Here is a 15,751-nt window from a genome sequence, read left to right as displayed (position 1 = left end):
ACAATAGTCGACAGTACAGTGCAGTGTCAGCAAGAACTGTACTGTTTTGTGCGGTAATCGGCAGGCGAAAAAAAACCCGGCGCTGTCTGGCAGGCCGGGCTTTCCAGAGACGCCGCCCTTTAGCGGGCCGCGCCCAACTGGCCTTTCTCGTCGGAAAACACGATTTCCACTCGACGGTTCTGCGCACGCCCACGCTCGGTGGCGTTCACGTCCACAGGGTATTCATCGCCGTAACCTTCAACCTTGATGCGCTTGTCGTCGATACCCAGGTCCATCAAGACGTCAGCCACCGACTGCGCGCGGTCCCGTGACAGCTTGAGGTTGTCCTGTTTACCACCGGTACTGTCGGTGTAGCCCTCGATCCGCACCACGCGCTTGGGGTTGAGCTGCAGGAACTGCACGATCTTGAGCACCACGCGGTTGGCCGAGTTTTTCAACTCCGCTTCGCCAGTGTCGAACAGCACATCGCCCAGGGTCATCACCAGGCCACGATCGGTCTGGGTGGTCGCCAACGCGACAATCTGTTCTTCGAGCAACTTGCCTTGCTGCTGCACGCTGAACAGCTTGGATTCACGCAATGCCAGTTGCAGGCGTTGACGCTCCAGTTCGAGCTTCGCTGCGCGCTCTTCGTTGAGCACCTGGTTGGTGTGCTCGCGAGCGATTTCGCTATAGCGCTTGCTCAGGTAGGCGTAATGCACCACGTCCGAACCGCTGCCCCAGTAGCTGGACAACCGGTCGGCGCGGGCAAGGGACTCACCGGCGCGAATCACGTCCTTGGGGGCGATGCGCAGCACGTTGGAGTCTTCCTTGACCTTCTGGAAGTCGGCGCCAGCCTGCTGCAGTGCCACTTCGCTTTGCTGTCCGGCACAGCCAACAAGGCTCGCGGTACCGGCCAGGATCAAGCAGCCGAGAATATTGCACTTGAGGCTCATTGGGCATCTCCCAACTGCTTGTGCAGGCGGGCTATGCGGGTATTGAGCACGTTCAGTTGCTCTTCACTCTTGAGGGTCAGGACGCGGGCCTCTGCCAGGCGCGCGTCCAGCTCGGCCTGTTCAGAGCGCATCCGCGCATTCCTGAAAGACTGGTCGGCCATGCTGCCCTTGGCCCGGTTGAACTTGTCTTCAGCCAGTTTCATTTCCGGCACTTCGTCGGCAGTGGCGCCCACGGCCTTCGCTTGTTCGAGTGCCTGTTCGGTCAGGCGCATTTGTTCATTAGGCGCCGGATCGGCTGCACAACCCGCCAGGGCCAGAAGGGCCAGGGCAGCGAAAAGGGGTCGGATACTCACTAAAAATCCTTACTGTTTTGGGGCACTGACAGGTTGTTTCTGCCGTTGAGAAAGTTGAGCGTTCCAGCGCTCGATATTGCGCAACAGCACGACCTCCGTCAGTCCGGACGCGGGCAATTCTGTCATCTTTTTGGCCAGCTGTCCGCGTAACCACGGATCGTTGCAGGCGGAGTTGTGGGAAACCGCCAGGAACAGTCCGGGTTTGTCGACCGGGTGCTCGCGCGCGACCAGGTCGTTGGTCATGCCCAGGGTCTGCGCCATTGCAATGCCGGAATAGCGCCCTGCCAAGACAAATTCCACCTCGCCCAAAAGCAGTTTCTGAAAGGCCTGGGTGAGGTTTGGCGTACGCGTGAGGGTCAATTGCTGCTCGGCTACAGTGCCGAATTCCGTGGTCAATCGAGACTTTTCCGACAAAGCGCCGGAATGACCGTGCAGGTCCTGGACGTCGTTGTAGACCAGCAATGAATCCTTGCGGGTCCAGACCAGGTAATCGTTTACCAGCAACGGCGGATGAATGTAATCCAGGGATTCCAGCTCGCTGACCGTCAACGGGGCATCGGCCAGCATGTCCATGCGCCCGCTGCGTACTTCATCCAGGGCCTGGGAACGTTTGCCGGCGTAGAGAATGTCGACCTTGATCCCCAACTGCCCCGCTACCTGCTGCAGCAAGTCGGCGCTGGCACCGATCAGGTGCTTGGGATTTTGCGGGTCCTGCCACAGGTAGGGTGGGGCATCCGGGCTGCCGGTCACCACCAGGCGTTCGCATTTGCCGGCGGCGTTGGACAGTGCCGGCAACAGCACACATCCGAGCAAGCTCCACGCGAGGCGCAGATCCATGGCAATACACTCCTCGATCCCGGTTATGTCATAGAAAAAAACTAAAAAAAAAGCCCGACCAAAAGGTCGGGCTCTTTATAAGTGAAGCAGCCGGATTAGACCAGCTTCTCCAGCTCAGGGATGGCTTCGAACAGGTCCGCCACCAGGCCGTAATCGGCCACCTGGAAGATCGGCGCTTCTTCGTCCTTGTTGATCGCAACGATCACTTTGGAGTCTTTCATGCCGGCCAGGTGCTGAATCGCGCCGGAAATACCGACGGCAATGTACAGCTGTGGAGCAACGATCTTGCCGGTCTGACCGACCTGCATGTCGTTCGGAACAAAACCTGCGTCGACCGCGGCGCGCGAAGCACCGACGGCAGCGCCCAGCTTGTCGGCCAGGGCGTACAGGTGTTTGAAGTTGTCACCGTTCTGCATGCCACGGCCGCCGGAAACGACGATCTTGGCAGCGGTCAGTTCCGGACGATCAGATTTAGCCAGCTCTTCGCCAACGAAGCTGGAGATACCAGCGTCGTGAGCAGCGCCAACAGCTTCAACAGCCGCCGAACCACCGGTAGCGGCAACCGGGTCGAAACCGGTGGCACGCACGGTGATCACTTTCACGGCAGCGTTCGATTGAACGGTAGCGATAGCGTTACCGGCGTAGATCGGACGCTTGAAGGTGTCGGCGCTTTCTACCGAGATGATCTCGGAGATCTGGTCAACGTCCAGGGCAGCGGCAACGCGCGGCAGGATGTTTTTGCCGTTGGAAGTGGCGGCGGCCAGGATGTGGCTGTAGCCCTTGCCCAATTCAGCAACCAGAGGAGCAACGTTTTCCGGCAGTTGGTGAGCGTAGGCAGCGTTGTCAGCGACCAGTACTTTGCTCACGCCAGCCACTTGCGCTGCAGCTTCAGCCACGGCGCCAGCGCCCTGGCCTGCAACCAGAACGTGGATGTCACCACCGATTTTGGCGGCAGCAGCAACGGTGTTCAGCGTGGCCGGGGCCAGCACTTTGTTGTCGTGTTCAGCAATAACCAAGATAGTCATTTAGATTACCTTCGCTTCGTTTTTCAGTTTCTCGACCAGTTCAGCCACCGACTTGACCTTGATACCCGCGCTGCGTGCAGCAGGCGCTTCGACTTTGACGGTCTTGTTGGTGGAGGCGGTGGAAACGCCCAAAGCGTCCGGAGTCAGCACTTCGAGAGGCTTCTTCTTGGCTTTCATGATGTTTGGCAGGGACGCGTAGCGCGGCTCGTTCAAACGCAGGTCGGTGGTAACGATGGCCGGCAGTTTCAGGGAAACGGTCTGCGCGCCGCCGTCGATTTCGCGGGTTACAGCAACGCTGTCGCCGCTGATTTCGACTTTCGACGCGAACGTGCCCTGACCGTAGCCGCTCAGTGCAGCCAGCATCTGGCCAGTCTGGTTGTTGTCGCTATCGATGGCTTGTTTGCCAAGGATCACCAGCTGAGGCTGTTCCTTGTCGACAACGGCTTTCAACAGTTTGGCAACGGCCAGGGAAGTCAGGTCTTCGGCGGACTCGACGAGGATGGCGCGGTCGGCACCCAGAGCCAGCGCGGTGCGCAGTTGCTCTTGAGCGGTGGACGGGCCGACGGAGACGACGACGATTTCAGTCGCAACACCCTTTTCTTTCAGGCGTACGGCTTCTTCCACGGCGATCTCGCAGAACGGGTTCATCGACATCTTGACGTTGGCAAGATCGACGCCGGAATTGTCCGCCTTGACGCGAACTTTCACGTTGTAATCCACAACGCGTTTGACAGCTACAAGAACCTTCATGGATTCCTCGTTACTCTCCGGTGAAAAGAAAGTCGCCTAGGCGAACCTGGCGGTTGATGCTCATCGGGCGCAAGGGCACCTCCAAAAACGCCGGCAAACGTGTCAAGTGACCATCGCTCATGATGCAAATGACCGTTTGTCAGGAGTGACTAACGGGTCATTCAATATCGTGGCGTGTAAACTGCGCGCCAAACCCGCGCTACGCATTCACCTTCCACTGCCATCGCCCTGTCTTTAGAGGTGCTCTTGAAACCAACAGTCAGCCTACGGCGAGCGCAAAACCGCCCGTATCTTGACCGGAACACCTATTCCGGTCAATACGCCAAAATGGCCGTTCATAAGCCGGGTGACTTTGATTTCTCTGGCTTGGAGCCATTTCAAACAAACGTTTGTATTGGACGCTGAGAGTGGTGTAGATATAATGCGCCACCAAAGAGAAAGGTGGTTAATCGATTGTCCTCTCCCTGCGTTGCGCAGGGATTCACGGATGCGACACCCAACCTCCATATTAGAAAAAAAACTGTTGAGCCTTGAGTAGGAGATAACCTGTGGAACGCGAATACATGGAATTCGACGTGGTCATCGTCGGTGCCGGCCCCGCTGGTCTTTCCGCTGCCTGCCGATTGAAGCAGAAGGCCGCCGAAGCCGGTAAGGAAATCAGCGTCTGCGTGGTCGAAAAAGGCTCCGAAGTCGGTGCTCACATCCTGTCCGGTGCGGTGTTCGAGCCACGGGCCCTGAACGAACTGTTCCCGGACTGGAAAGCGCTCGGCGCGCCGCTGAACACGCCGGTCACCCGCGACGACATCTTCGTGCTGAAGAACGCTGAAAGCGCGCAGAAAATTCCAGACTTCTTTGTGCCCAAGACCATGCACAACGAAGGCAACTACATCATCTCCCTGGGCAACCTGTGCCGCTGGCTGGCCCAGCAGGCCGAGAACCTGGGTGTAGAGATCTACCCGGGCTTCGCCGCCCAGGAAGCCCTGTTCGACGAGAACGGCGTGGTTCGCGGGATCATCACCGGCGACCTGGGTGTCGATCGCGAGGGCAATCCGAAAGAAGGCCTGTATACCCCGGGCATGGAACTGCGTGGCAAATACACGCTGTTCGCCGAAGGTTGCCGTGGCCACATCGGCAAGCAGCTGATCAAGCGCTTCAACCTGGACACTGACGCTGATGCCCAGCACTACGGCATCGGCCTGAAGGAAATCTGGGAAGTCGACCCGGCCAAGCACCAGCCAGGCCTGGTGGTCCACACCGCCGGTTGGCCGATGGACATCATGGGCACCGAGAACACCGGTGGCTCGTTCCTCTATCACCTGGAAAACAACCAGGTAGTGGTCGGCCTGATCGTCGACCTGTCCTACAGCAACACTTACCTGTCGCCATTCGACGAATTCCAGCGCCTCAAGCATCACCCGGTGCTCAAGCAGTACCTGGAAGGCGGCAAGCGCATCAGCTACGGCGCCCGTGCCATCTGCAAGGGTGGCCTGAACTCGCTGCCGAAAATGGTCTTCAAGGGCGGCGCGCTGATCGGTTGCGACCTCGGCACCCTGAACTTCGCCAAGATCAAGGGCAGCCACACCGCGATGAAGTCCGGCATGCTCGCCGCTGAATCCGTGGCTGACGCACTGTTCGCCGAGAAGGACGGCAGCGAAGAGCTGACCACCTACGTCGACGCGTTCAAGAACAGCTGGCTGCACGAAGAACTGTTCGCCAGCCGTAACTTCGGCCCGGCGATCCACAAGTTCGGCGCTATCGTCGGTGGTGGTTTCAACTGGCTCGACCAGAACATCTTCGGCGGCAAACTGCCGTTCACCCTGCACGACACCAAGCCGGATTACGCGTGCCTGAAACTGGCGGCCGACTGCAAGAAGATCGACTACCCGAAACCGGACGGCAAGATCAGCTTCGACAAACTCAGCTCGGTGTTCATCTCTGGTACCAACCATGAAGAAGAGCAGCCGTGCCACCTGAAGCTGACCGACCCAAGCATCCCGATCAGCAAGAACCTGCCGCTGTACGATGAGCCGGCACAGCGTTACTGCCCGGCCGGTGTGTACGAAGTGATCACCAAGGAAGACGGCGAGAAGCGCTTCCAGATCAACGCCCAGAACTGCGTGCACTGCAAGACCTGTGACATCAAGGATCCTTCGCAGAACATCACCTGGGTGACGCCGGAAGGCGCTGGCGGCCCGACTTACCCGAACATGTAAGCCGATAGCCTGAACATCAAGGCTCCCGCCATGGGGGCCTTTTTGTTGCCTGCAATTTAAGCCCCCGCCACAAGACCACTGTGGGAGCGAGCCTGCTCGCGAAGACGGGCTGAAATCCAACATCGATGCTGACTGACATACCGCATTCGCGAGCAGGCTCGCTCCCACAGGGTTTCCTTTCGGGATCAGGCGGCGCGTTCTTCTCCTGGATTACGCTCGAAGTAGCGCTTGTACTCGCGACTGAACTGCGACGTGCTCTGATACCCCACCCGATGCGCCACCTGGGCCACGCCCAGCCCCTCGCCCAGCAACAACTGCTGCGCCCGAAGCAAGCGCAGTCGCTTCAGGTACTGCACCGGCGACAACAAGGTGCTGCGCTTGAAATGCTCATGAAAGGTCGAGGCACTCATGTTCGCGCAACCGGCCAGGGTCTCGACATTCAACGGTTCGGCGAAATGCGCATGCAGATGACTGAGCGACGCCGCGATCCGCGCGAATTGCCCCTGCTGCTCGACCAGCGCACGCAACACGTCGGCTTGCGGACCGCGCAAGGCGACGAACAACAATTCACGCAAACGTGCTTGCCCCATGATCTGGCATTCCAGCGGATCGTGCAGGCAGCGCAACAAGCGCTCGACACAACCGCGCATGGCGTCATCGAGCACTGCCGAGGTCATGGACTCCGGCGTTTGTGCCGGAATATGCCGACCCGGTGCCAGGCCCATCGCCAATACCAACTCGCCGAGCATTACCCGGTCGATCGCGACAGAAACACCCAGCATTGGCCCGCTCGGCGCGGCAAAGGTTTCACACTCGAACGGCACCGGAAGGGCCTGAATCAGATAGTGCCCTGCCCCGTATTCCAATGTGCGCGGCCCCAGGTACGCCAGTTTGCTGCCCTGGGCGATGATCACCAGGCTCGGCTCGTAGATCTGCGGCCCACGGGCCACATCGCAACTGGCCCGAAGAACCTGCACGCCCGGCAACGCGGTCGGGACAAAACCTTCGCGCGTGGACAGCGGCGCGATCAACGAAACCAGCGTGGCATTGGCATCAAGATGACGGGTCAGCAGCATCGGAGCTCTTCACAAAAGACACGGAAAAAGGAATAAAAGCATCATCGCAGGTCTGATCGCCAATGCGATCGATCAAGGGACGATGTCGGAGGAATAGGCATGACACCCGGAGGAATTGCCATGGCCGCAATGAGGGTCGGCGCCCAGAATGCGCCACCTCACTTGTCAGCGCTTTTGCGAGGTTCACCATGTACACCGCCATCGGATACGCCGCCCAATCGGCCACCACGCCCCTCGCCCCAATGAAATTCCAACGTCGCAGCCCACGGGCCGATGACGTGGCGATCGAGATTCTCTACTGCGGCGTGTGCCATTCCGACATCCATCAGGCACGCAACGAGTGGGGCATTGCCGTCTACCCCTTGATGCCTGGCCACGAGATCGTCGGAAAAGTTACCGCCATTGGTGCGAATGTCACCCAATACAGAATCGGCGATCTGGTCGGTGTTGGCTGCATGGTCGACTCCTGCCGCAGCTGCGACGCCTGCCAGGCCGACCTCGAGCAATACTGCCTCGCAGGTCCGACCATGACCTACGCCACCCCCGACCGGGTCGACGGCAGCAACACCATGGGCGGCTACTCCGATAGCATCGTGGTCAGCGAGCACTTCGTTGTGCGCATTCCGCAAAAGCTCGACCTGGCCAGTGCCGCGCCCATCCTGTGTGCCGGTATCACCACCTATTCGCCGCTCAAGCACTATGGCGTGAAGGCCGGTGACAAAGTCGGGATTCTCGGCATGGGCGGCCTCGGCCACATGGGCATCAAGTTCGCCAAGGCCATGGGTGCCGAAGTGACCTTGTTCACCCGTTCGCCGAGCAAGGCGGAAGAAGCCCGCCGCCAGGGCGCGGACCACGTCATCGTGTCCACCGATGCCGAACAGATGAAGGCCGCGGCGGGACATTTCGACTTCCTGCTCGACACCATTCCGGTGCAGCACGACCTCAATCCCTACCTTGATACGTTGCGCTTCGATGGCGTGCACATTCTGGTGGGCTTGATCGAACCGGTGGATCCGCCGGTGCACGCCGGCAAACTGGTGATGAGCCGTCGCGTGCTGGCCGGTTCCTTGATCGGCGGCATCGCCGAAACCCAGGAAGTGCTGGATTTCTGCGCCGAGCACAACATCACCTGCGACATCGAGATGCTCGACATTCGCCAGATCAACGAGGCGTTCACACGCATGATCGCCGGTGACGTGAAGTACCGCTTCGTCATCGATATGGCGACCCTCAAGGTCTAAACCTTGAGCCCAAGCTCCGCCGAGAGCCGGGCTGTGACCCCTTTGATCAGGGGAATCAGCTCGGCCATTTTTTCCAGCGGCATGTACGGCACGGTGCTGGCAATGCTGATGCCGGCGACGATGCGCTTGCTGGCATCGCGGATCGGCGCCGCTACGCAGCGGATAGACGGTTCGTTGTCTTCCAGGTCGAAGGCGTAGCCGCCGGCCACATACTCGACCATGCGCTGCCGGAACTGCTCCCAGGACTGCTCCGGGTGCTGCGGCCAGAACAGATTTTTCCCACCCACCGGCAGGCTGACTTCGTACAGGCGCTGCCACTCCTGCGGTGAGTCATCGAGCATCAATGCCTTGCCGATCCCGGTACGCGCCAACGGCATGCGATGGCCGACCCGCGAACGCATTTCCGGACCGTTGCGCCCCGGATTCTTGTGCAGGTACAGCACTTCGTCGCCTTCGCGGATCGCCAAGTGAATGGTGTCGCCGGTGGCCGCCGACAACTCATCCAGGTACGGCCCGGCCAGGGTCACCAGCGGCAACTCTTCGCGCGCCTGAAACCCCAGCTCGATCAGCTTGGGCCCCAACAGGTAACCGACCTGCGGCACCACCCGCAGATAGCGCTCGTCCACCAGGCAACTGGCCAGGCGGTGCGTGGTGCTGCGCGTGGTGCCGATCAACCGGGCGATTTCCTTGAGGTCACGGGCGCCACTGGCCACGGCCTGAACCACACCCAGACCGCGAAGCAGGGTCTGAGTGCCGGTGGGCGCGGCGTCCTTGGCGATTTTTGGGGCGTCTTCCTGCATATCCAGCCTTTACCGTTGAGCGAGTGAACGGGCGGCATTATGGTCGCCCGCAGGTCACGACTACAACTTGATACGCTCGACCTTTCCAACCAGCAAGATGTAGGAAAGTGCCCCGATCAACGCCAGAACCGAGATATAGGTGATGGCCGGGGCAAAGGAGTCGCCGCTGGCCAGGAAGCCGATCACGATTGGCGTGGCGATGGCCGACAGGTTGCCGATGAAATTGAACACCCCACCGGTCAGTCCCAGCAAGCGGGCCGGCGCCAGGGTCGACACCAGCGACCAGGTGATCGACGCCAGGCCGTTGCCGAAAAATGCCAGCGCGAGGAAGGCAATCACCAGCGGCGTCGACTCGACGAAGTTGGCGCCAATGATCGAGGTCGAGATCAGCAAGCCACTGATGATCGGCAACTTGCGCGCGAACCCTACGCTGTAGCCGCGACGGATCAGCAAGTCCGAGAAGAACCCGGAACACAACACACCGACGAACGCGGCGAGAAACGGCAGCGACGCCAGCAGGCCGGACTTGATGAAGTCCATGCCGCGGTATTTCACCAGGTAGGTGGGGAACCACGTCAGAAAGAACCACAGCGTCGAGTTGAGGCAGAACTGGCCGAGGTAGATGCCCCAGAGCTTGCGCTTGGTCAGGACAATGCCCAGGTCGGTCCAGCTGAACTTGGCCTTGACCTTGGCTTGTTCAGCCTGGATATCCACCAGCCCGCCGCCTTCGCGGATCAAATCGATTTCGGCCTCGTTGGCACCTTTGAAATCCCGTGGCTCGCGATACACCGCGTACCAGATCGCCGCCCACAGAATGCCCACCGCGCCAGTGGCGACAAACACCATGTGCCAGCCAAATGCATGCTGCAGCCACGCCAGTACCGGCGTCAGGAATGCCAGGCCGACGAATTGCCCGGAGGTGTAGAAACCGATGGCCGTGGCGCGCTCACGCTCGGGAAACCAGGTGGTGACCACGCGGCTGTTGATCGGATACGCCGGCGCTTCGAGTGCACCGACCGCCATGCGCAACACGAACAGGGCGATGAAACTGGCGGCGAAACCGAGCATGACTGTGGCAATCGACCACAGCAGCAGTGCGGCGGTGTACAAGATACGCGGCGGTACCCGGTCCACCAGCCAGCCACCGGGAATCTGCATGGCGGCGTAGGTCCAGCCGAAGGCCGAGAAGATCAGGCCGACGTGGATCGGATCGATGCCCAGGTCGCTGGTCAGCGCTGGCGCGGCGATCGACAGATTGCTGCGGTCCAGGTAGTTGATCACCACGGTGATGAACAGCAGGACCATGATGAAAAAACGCTTGCGGCTGGGCGCCGCCAACGACGCCTGCCCGGTGAGGGTTTGCGGTTGCATGGGGAGTGCCTCTTTTTATGTTTATTGAGGTCGGTCTAAAGACTGGCGCTGAACCCTGTAGGAGCTGGCTTGCCAGCGAAGGCGGTCTCAGGTGTGGAGCAAGACTCAAAGGCCCCTTCGCTGGCAAGCCAGCTCCTACAGTGGGCTTGTGGTGGGTCAGGCAGCACTCACCACTCGGCAAAACTGCCGTCGGCATGGCGCCAGATCGGGTTGCGCCAGCGGTGGCCGACTGCGGCGCGTTCGATCACGTATTCCTCGTTGATCTCGATGCCCAGGCCCGGACCGTTGGGGATCTTCACGAAACCTTTGTCGTAGTCGAATACCCGCGGGTCTTTCACGTAGTCGAGCAGGTCATTGCTCTCGTTGTAATGGATGCCCAGGCTTTGCTCCTGAATGAACGCGTTATAGCAAACCGCATCCAGTTGCAGGCACGCCGCCAGCGCGATCGGGCCCAGCGGACAATGCAACGCCAGCGCCACGTCGTAGGCTTCGGCCATGTTGGCGATCTTGCGGGTTTCGGTGATGCCGCCAGCGTGGGAAGCATCGGGCTGGATGATGTCGACGTAGCCTTCGCTGAGCACGCGCTTGAAATCCCAGCGTGAGAACAGCCGCTCGCCCAGGGCGATCGGCGTGCTGGTCAGCGGCGCCAGCTCCTTCAGTGCTTCGTAGTTTTCGCTGAGCACCGGCTCTTCGATGAACATCAGTTTGTAGGGGTCGAGTTCCTTCATCAGCACCTTGGCCATGGGCTTGTGCACGCGGCCATGGAAGTCGACGCCGATGCCGACGTTCGGCCCCACCGCATCACGCACGGCGGCGACGTTGGCCAGGGCCAGGTCGACCTTGTCGAAGGTATCGAGGAACTGCAGCTCTTCGGTGCCGTTCATTTTCACCGCGGTGAACCCCCGGCTGACCGCTTCTTTCGCAGCACGCGCGGTGTCGGCCGGGCGGTCGCCGCCGATCCACGAATACACGCGGATCTTGTCCCGCACCTGGCCACCCAGCAGGTCACTGACCGACACGCCCAGCGCCTTGCCCTTGATGTCCCACAACGCCTGGTCGATACCGGCCAGGGCACTCATGTGGATCGCACCACCACGGTAGAAGCCACCGCGGTACAGCACGGTCCAGATGTCTTCGATGTTGCGCGGGTCTTTGCCGATCAGGTAGTCGGACAGTTCTTCAACGGCGGCAGCAACCGTGTGCGCGCGGCCTTCGACCACGGGCTCACCCCAGCCGGTCACGCCTTCGTCGGTCTCGACCTTGAGGAAGCACCAGCGCGGTGGAACGATGAATGTGGTCAGTTTGGTGATTTTCATCTTTTGTCTCTCTTATGGATGCAGCGCTCGCAGCGCCAAAAAAGTCTTAGCGAAGGGCTTTCCAGGCAGTGACGTAGGCCTTGGCATTGGCCGCCACTTGCGCCGGGGTCATGCCCGGCTTGAACAGCCCGGAGCCGAGACCGAAGCCCTTGACGCCGGCGTCGATGAACACCTGCATGTTGTCCGGGGTGATGCCGCCGACCGGCACCAGCAGGGTTCCGGCGGGCAGCACCGCGAGCCAGGCTTTGACGACCGCCGGCCCCATCTGCTCGGCCGGGAACAGCTTCAGCACATCAGCGCCCTCGGCCAGCGCCGCGAAGGCCTCGGTCGGGGTGGCGACACCGGGCGACAGATACAGGCCGGCCGCTTTCGCCGCGCGCAAAACCTTCGGATCACTGTGAGGCATGACGATCACCTGCCCGCCCGCCGCCTTGACCTGTTCAACCTGCTCCGGCGTCAGCACCGTGCCCGCACCGACCAGGCAATCGGCGGGCAAGCTGCTGCGCAGGATGCGGATGCTTTCGTATGGCTCCGGGGAATTGAGCGGTACTTCGATGACGCGAAATCCGGCCGCGTAGAGGACTTCGCCGATGGCGGCTGCTTCTTGCGGTCGCAGGCCACGCAGAATCGCGATCAGACCGTTTTGCGCCAGTGCTTGCTTGAGCATGTCAGGACTCCAGTCAGGTTTAATGATTTTGAGTGGACGCGATCAGGCCGGCCGCCATTGCCAGCTGCCACAGCCCGCGTTCGGTGGCCTGCTCGGCCAGGGTCACCCGGGCAAAACCGCAGGCATCGAGCGCCCGGCCATAGCGGCTGCACAGTTGGGAATTGCCGATCAGGACGACCGAAGGCAAGTGCACGCTGTTGCGTCGATGCCGCTGCACGCAGGCCAGGGCCGACAGTTCATGGCCGATCAACAGGCCGGACAGATAATCCACTTGCGCCGTGGCGCTGAGCTCACCGGTCAGGCCGAGGCTGCGCGCACTGAACACGGTCGACAGGGGGCCGATTTCGCCGTCCGTCGACAACGCCACTTGCACGCCGCGATCGAACGCATCGCCGTCGAATGACCCGCCGCGTTGCTGGGTGCGCCCCAGAATGCTGTGTTCGCTGAGCACGGCGAAGATTTCGCCGGTCATGAAGGTATCGAAATGCACGATGCAGCCGTCGGCCACTTCCACCCATTTCGAATGGCTGCCCGGCAGGCCGATCAGCAGATCGGCACCCGCCTCGCCCGCCAGGTTCTGCAGCACGCCGAGCACCTGGGTTTCCTCGCCGCGCATCACGTTCGGCAGGCGCGAACGCTGAATCACTCCCGGCACGATGTGTACATCGACACCGCGAAGACTGCGTACGGTTTGCAGGGAGGTACCGAGGTTGGCGACGTTCGCCGGTGTGTCGCGATAGGCCGCTTCGCGCCAGCCCTGGGCGCTGCCGACCATGCCACAGGCGATGACCGGCAAGTCGGGCTGTTCGTCGAGCCAGTCACCACAGGCCTCGTCGAAGGCCAGTTCAAAACCGTCGGTGCATTCGCGACCCTTGATGATTCGCCCAGCCTTGGGCAACTGCATGATCCCCGACGACAGCGAACGCTGTTCGAGCACCTGGCCGCCCGCGGCAAGTTTGTAGGCACGTAATGAGGTTGTCCCCCAGTCGAGCGCGATCAATTGCGCCTGCATCGCTTCACCTGTTCTGTTTTTGGCAGTGAGTGAGCGGACTATAAACCTTGGCGCCGATAAATCTCAATATATAAATATCACTCCCATATATTGGGATGCGCTTATTTCAGACAAAAAAAATCGCAGACGTTGATTTCTGCGATATTTGAAACATACACAGCCCTGGAGCCGGCTTGCTGGTGATCCTACCTGAGGTGCTGCGCTGCTCTTCAGGTCGCCTTCGCTGGCAAGCCAGCTCCTACAGATGGGTTTACGCCGTGATTAATTACCGTCTGCGAACTCTCTCAGCACCTTGCCATCCATGCGGTAACGAACCCACTCTTCCTGCGGCTGCGCGCCCAGGGATTTGTAGAAGTCGATGGCTGGGGTGTTCCACTCCAGCACGCTCCATTCGAAGCGCCCGCAGTCGTTGGCACAGGCAATTTTCGCCAGGTGGCGCAACAGGGTCTTGCCAGCGCCGCCGCCGCGCTGCTCAGGCGTGATGTACAGGTCTTCGAGGTACAGGCAGTTGCTGCCCAGCCACGTGGAGTAGCTGAAGAAGAACACGGCAAATCCGATCGGCACGCCTTCGCGCAGACAGATCAGGCCATGGGCCGTGGCCCCTTCGCTGAACAGGCTGCGTTCGATGTCAGCGACGCTGGCGATGACTTCATGCCGAGCACGTTCGTAGTCGGCCAGTTCAGTGATGAACGCGAGGATTTGCGGCGCGTCACTGGGGGTCGCCGGGCGGATTTCGATCGTCATGGACGTGCCTTGTCAGAAAGTGAAAACGCCATACTAAGGCGGTGCGTGGCGCTCGTCACATGGCAAATGAAAATGCCATCCCGGGCATTACTCCGCCCGACGCTAACCCTCGCATCGCGAACCTCGGACCTATCCTTGCCGCCCGCCGTGTTAGATAGAGGCCCTGGGTATCTATCGGGTCAAGGAACCGCGTCATGTCTACTGCAACACCTCAAGTCTCCAGTAAGTTGTTCGGCCTGTTTTGCCTGGCCAGCTACTTGCTGTCCCTGTCCTACGGCTCGACTTTTTTGCTGTCCTTGCTGATCGGTTCCCGCGGGGGGAACGAGCACGATGCCGGCAGCGTGATTTCGACGGCGATGCTCAGCACCTTCGTTGCGGTGATCGTTTCCGGTCACCTGTGCGACCTGCTCGGTGCGGCACGTTCGGTGGCACTGTTCGGCCTGTTGCTGGCGGCCGCCAGCCTGGGCTTTGCCCTGACACCGGGCATTGGCCACTGGCTGCTGTTTTTCGGGCTGCTGCTGGGCTTGGGCTGGGGCGTGTTCTACACCCTCGGGCCGATCATCGTCGCCAGCCTGGTGACGCCAGCGCAACGGGCGAAATATTTTGCCCTGCTGTCGGGCAGCATGATGACCGGGATCGGCAGCGGTCCCTTGCTGGGTCGTGCCGCCAGTGCCCTTGGCTATCCGGTGACGGTCGCGTTTTACCTGGCCGCCTTCGCCAGCCTGATGGGCGTGTTGCTGTTCTGGCGACTGGATCGCCAACTGAAACAAGCAGCCGTGCCCTCGACTGCCGTGTCGAGGATTTCCTGGCGTGCCGCCGCGCAAGTGCTGTCGTCCCGGGCGGCGCTGCCGATCGTCATGGTCGGCCTTGGCGGGTGCGTTTTTGGTGGCCTGTCGAGTTTCCAGACCAGCTACGCCGCCGCGCGCTCACTGGACTATTCACTGTTCTTCCTCGGTTTCATGGGTGCAGCGATCAGCAGCCGCCTGCTGATCGCAGGCTTCGTGGTCAAGCGCGATCCGCTGCGCGCCTCGTGCCTGCTTTCGGGCCTGATGATGGGCTCGATCCTGATGTTCGGTTTCATGGTCGACGATGGCTTGAGCTATGTGCTGGCGGCGGTGATGCTCGGGGTCGGTTACGGCCTGACCTATTCGGTGATCAACGGCCTGGCCGCTAATGAGGCGCCGAGCGGCACCACAGCGCAATCCTTGCTGCTGTTCAGCCTGTCTTACTTCATCGGCGTGTTCGGTTTCCCGCTGATCGCCGGGAAAATTATCGTCGAGCAAGGCATGGCGACGCTCCTGTACGCCGTGCTGGCAGTCGCCGGCCTCAACTGGCTGATCACTGTGGGGCGGCTGATCTGGCGTCGATTGAGTGCGACCCGGTCATTGCAGCAAGCCTGAACCGTTCGTCGTTC

General features: G+C 60.8%; 15 protein-coding genes. 3 read left to right on the top strand and 12 right to left on the bottom strand.

Features of this window, described 5'->3' with window-relative positions; all coding sequences use genetic code 11:
- Positions 1 to 119: 119 nt before the first annotated feature.
- The 5 genes from NQL71_RS19045 to NQL71_RS19025 all read right to left on the bottom strand — a co-directional run bounded on the left by NQL71_RS19045 (position 120) and on the right by NQL71_RS19025 (position 3,897).
- Complete coding sequence (locus tag NQL71_RS19045) at positions 120 to 932, bottom strand: OmpA family protein (RefSeq protein ID WP_248686180.1); 813 nt, start codon at positions 930 to 932, stop codon at positions 120 to 122.
- Positions 929 to 1,285 (bottom strand): DUF4398 domain-containing protein, encoded by a 357-nt coding sequence (locus tag NQL71_RS19040; RefSeq protein ID WP_046815976.1) that lies wholly within the window; start codon positions 1,283 to 1,285, stop codon positions 929 to 931. The genes NQL71_RS19045 and NQL71_RS19040 overlap by 4 nt, the downstream gene beginning before the upstream one ends.
- A gap of 9 nt (positions 1,286 to 1,294) precedes the next feature.
- Complete coding sequence (locus NQL71_RS19035) at positions 1,295 to 2,122, bottom strand: substrate-binding periplasmic protein (protein ID WP_046815975.1); 828 nt, start codon at positions 2,120 to 2,122, stop codon at positions 1,295 to 1,297.
- A gap of 95 nt (positions 2,123 to 2,217) precedes the next feature.
- Positions 2,218 to 3,147, bottom strand: coding sequence for an electron transfer flavoprotein subunit alpha/FixB family protein (locus tag NQL71_RS19030; RefSeq protein WP_046815974.1), 930 nt, complete (start codon positions 3,145 to 3,147; stop codon positions 2,218 to 2,220).
- The gene (locus tag NQL71_RS19025) at positions 3,148 to 3,897 is read right to left on the bottom strand and encodes an electron transfer flavoprotein subunit beta/FixA family protein (protein ID WP_007987229.1); all 750 of its coding nucleotides are present in this window, start codon (positions 3,895 to 3,897) and stop codon (positions 3,148 to 3,150) included.
- Positions 3,898 to 4,445: 548 nt separating this feature from the next.
- Between NQL71_RS19025 and NQL71_RS19020 the strand changes: the two genes are divergently transcribed.
- Entirely contained in the window at positions 4,446 to 6,110 is a 1,665-nt protein-coding gene (locus tag NQL71_RS19020; protein WP_046815973.1) for an electron transfer flavoprotein-ubiquinone oxidoreductase, read from the top strand.
- Positions 6,111 to 6,295: 185 nt separating this feature from the next.
- Here the strand turns inward: NQL71_RS19020 and NQL71_RS19015 are convergent, their stop codons facing one another.
- Complete coding sequence (locus tag NQL71_RS19015) at positions 6,296 to 7,186, bottom strand: AraC family transcriptional regulator (RefSeq protein ID WP_046815972.1); 891 nt, start codon at positions 7,184 to 7,186, stop codon at positions 6,296 to 6,298.
- A 188-nt stretch (positions 7,187 to 7,374) separates the two neighbouring features.
- On the opposite strand from NQL71_RS19015, the gene NQL71_RS19010 reads away from it, so the two are divergent.
- Positions 7,375 to 8,427, top strand: coding sequence for an NAD(P)-dependent alcohol dehydrogenase (locus NQL71_RS19010; RefSeq protein ID WP_046815971.1), 1,053 nt, complete (start codon positions 7,375 to 7,377; stop codon positions 8,425 to 8,427).
- Here the strand turns inward: NQL71_RS19010 and NQL71_RS19005 are convergent.
- The 6 genes from NQL71_RS19005 to NQL71_RS18980 form a co-directional block, all read right to left on the bottom strand.
- Positions 8,424 to 9,227: an IclR family transcriptional regulator gene (locus NQL71_RS19005; protein WP_046815970.1), complete on the bottom strand. Its 804-nt coding sequence runs from the start codon at positions 9,225 to 9,227 to the stop codon at positions 8,424 to 8,426. The genes NQL71_RS19010 and NQL71_RS19005 overlap by 4 nt on opposite strands.
- A 60-nt stretch (positions 9,228 to 9,287) precedes the next feature.
- Complete coding sequence (locus NQL71_RS19000) at positions 9,288 to 10,598, bottom strand: MFS transporter (RefSeq protein ID WP_046815969.1); 1,311 nt, start codon at positions 10,596 to 10,598, stop codon at positions 9,288 to 9,290.
- A gap of 167 nt (positions 10,599 to 10,765) precedes the next feature.
- A complete protein-coding gene (gene dgoD / locus NQL71_RS18995) occupies positions 10,766 to 11,914 on the bottom strand; it encodes a galactonate dehydratase (protein ID WP_046815968.1) in 1,149 nt (382 codons plus the stop codon).
- 46 nt (positions 11,915 to 11,960) lie between these two features.
- Positions 11,961 to 12,581, bottom strand: coding sequence for a 2-dehydro-3-deoxy-6-phosphogalactonate aldolase (locus tag NQL71_RS18990; RefSeq protein ID WP_077185653.1), 621 nt, complete (start codon positions 12,579 to 12,581; stop codon positions 11,961 to 11,963).
- A 19-nt stretch (positions 12,582 to 12,600) separates the two neighbouring features.
- A complete protein-coding gene (locus NQL71_RS18985) occupies positions 12,601 to 13,593 on the bottom strand; it encodes a 2-dehydro-3-deoxygalactonokinase (protein ID WP_046815966.1) in 993 nt (330 codons plus the stop codon).
- 261 nt (positions 13,594 to 13,854) lie between these two features.
- Complete coding sequence (locus tag NQL71_RS18980) at positions 13,855 to 14,337, bottom strand: GNAT family N-acetyltransferase (RefSeq protein ID WP_046815965.1); 483 nt, start codon at positions 14,335 to 14,337, stop codon at positions 13,855 to 13,857.
- 194 nt (positions 14,338 to 14,531) lie between these two features.
- On the opposite strand from NQL71_RS18980, the gene NQL71_RS18975 reads away from it, so the two are divergent.
- Positions 14,532 to 15,737, top strand: a complete 1,206-nt coding sequence (locus NQL71_RS18975) for an MFS transporter (protein ID WP_046815964.1) — start codon at positions 14,532 to 14,534, stop codon at positions 15,735 to 15,737.
- The last annotated feature ends 14 nt before the right edge of the window (positions 15,738 to 15,751 follow it).

Source organism: Pseudomonas serbica (assembly GCF_028823535.1).
In the GTDB taxonomy this organism is placed as follows: Bacteria; Pseudomonadota; Gammaproteobacteria; order Pseudomonadales; family Pseudomonadaceae; genus Aquipseudomonas; species Aquipseudomonas serbica.
Note: the sequence above shows the minus strand (reverse complement) of the source record. Positions and strands in the feature narration are given on the sequence as shown.

Excerpts from the sequence above, each read along its gene's own strand:
- NQL71_RS19045 (WP_248686180.1), bottom strand. The coding sequence starts at position 932 with ATGAGCCTCAAGTGCAATATTCTCGGCTGCTTGATCCTGGCCGGTACC.
- NQL71_RS19035 (WP_046815975.1), bottom strand. The coding sequence starts at position 2,122 with ATGGATCTGCGCCTCGCGTGGAGCTTGCTCGGATGTGTGCTGTTGCCG.
- NQL71_RS19030 (WP_046815974.1), bottom strand. The coding sequence starts at position 3,147 with ATGACTATCTTGGTTATTGCTGAACACGACAACAAAGTGCTGGCCCCG.
- NQL71_RS19025 (WP_007987229.1), bottom strand. The coding sequence starts at position 3,897 with ATGAAGGTTCTTGTAGCTGTCAAACGCGTTGTGGATTACAACGTGAAA.
- NQL71_RS19015 (WP_046815972.1), bottom strand. The coding sequence starts at position 7,186 with ATGCTGCTGACCCGTCATCTTGATGCCAATGCCACGCTGGTTTCGTTG.
- NQL71_RS19010 (WP_046815971.1), top strand. The coding sequence starts at position 7,375 with ATGTACACCGCCATCGGATACGCCGCCCAATCGGCCACCACGCCCCTC.
- NQL71_RS19005 (WP_046815970.1), bottom strand. The coding sequence starts at position 9,227 with ATGCAGGAAGACGCCCCAAAAATCGCCAAGGACGCCGCGCCCACCGGC.
- NQL71_RS19000 (WP_046815969.1), bottom strand. The coding sequence starts at position 10,598 with ATGCAACCGCAAACCCTCACCGGGCAGGCGTCGTTGGCGGCGCCCAGC.
- dgoD (WP_046815968.1), bottom strand. The coding sequence starts at position 11,914 with ATGAAAATCACCAAACTGACCACATTCATCGTTCCACCGCGCTGGTGC.
- NQL71_RS18990 (WP_077185653.1), bottom strand. The coding sequence starts at position 12,581 with ATGCTCAAGCAAGCACTGGCGCAAAACGGTCTGATCGCGATTCTGCGT.
- NQL71_RS18985 (WP_046815966.1), bottom strand. The coding sequence starts at position 13,593 with ATGCAGGCGCAATTGATCGCGCTCGACTGGGGGACAACCTCATTACGT.
- NQL71_RS18980 (WP_046815965.1), bottom strand. The coding sequence starts at position 14,337 with ATGACGATCGAAATCCGCCCGGCGACCCCCAGTGACGCGCCGCAAATC.
- NQL71_RS18975 (WP_046815964.1), top strand. The coding sequence starts at position 14,532 with ATGTCTACTGCAACACCTCAAGTCTCCAGTAAGTTGTTCGGCCTGTTT.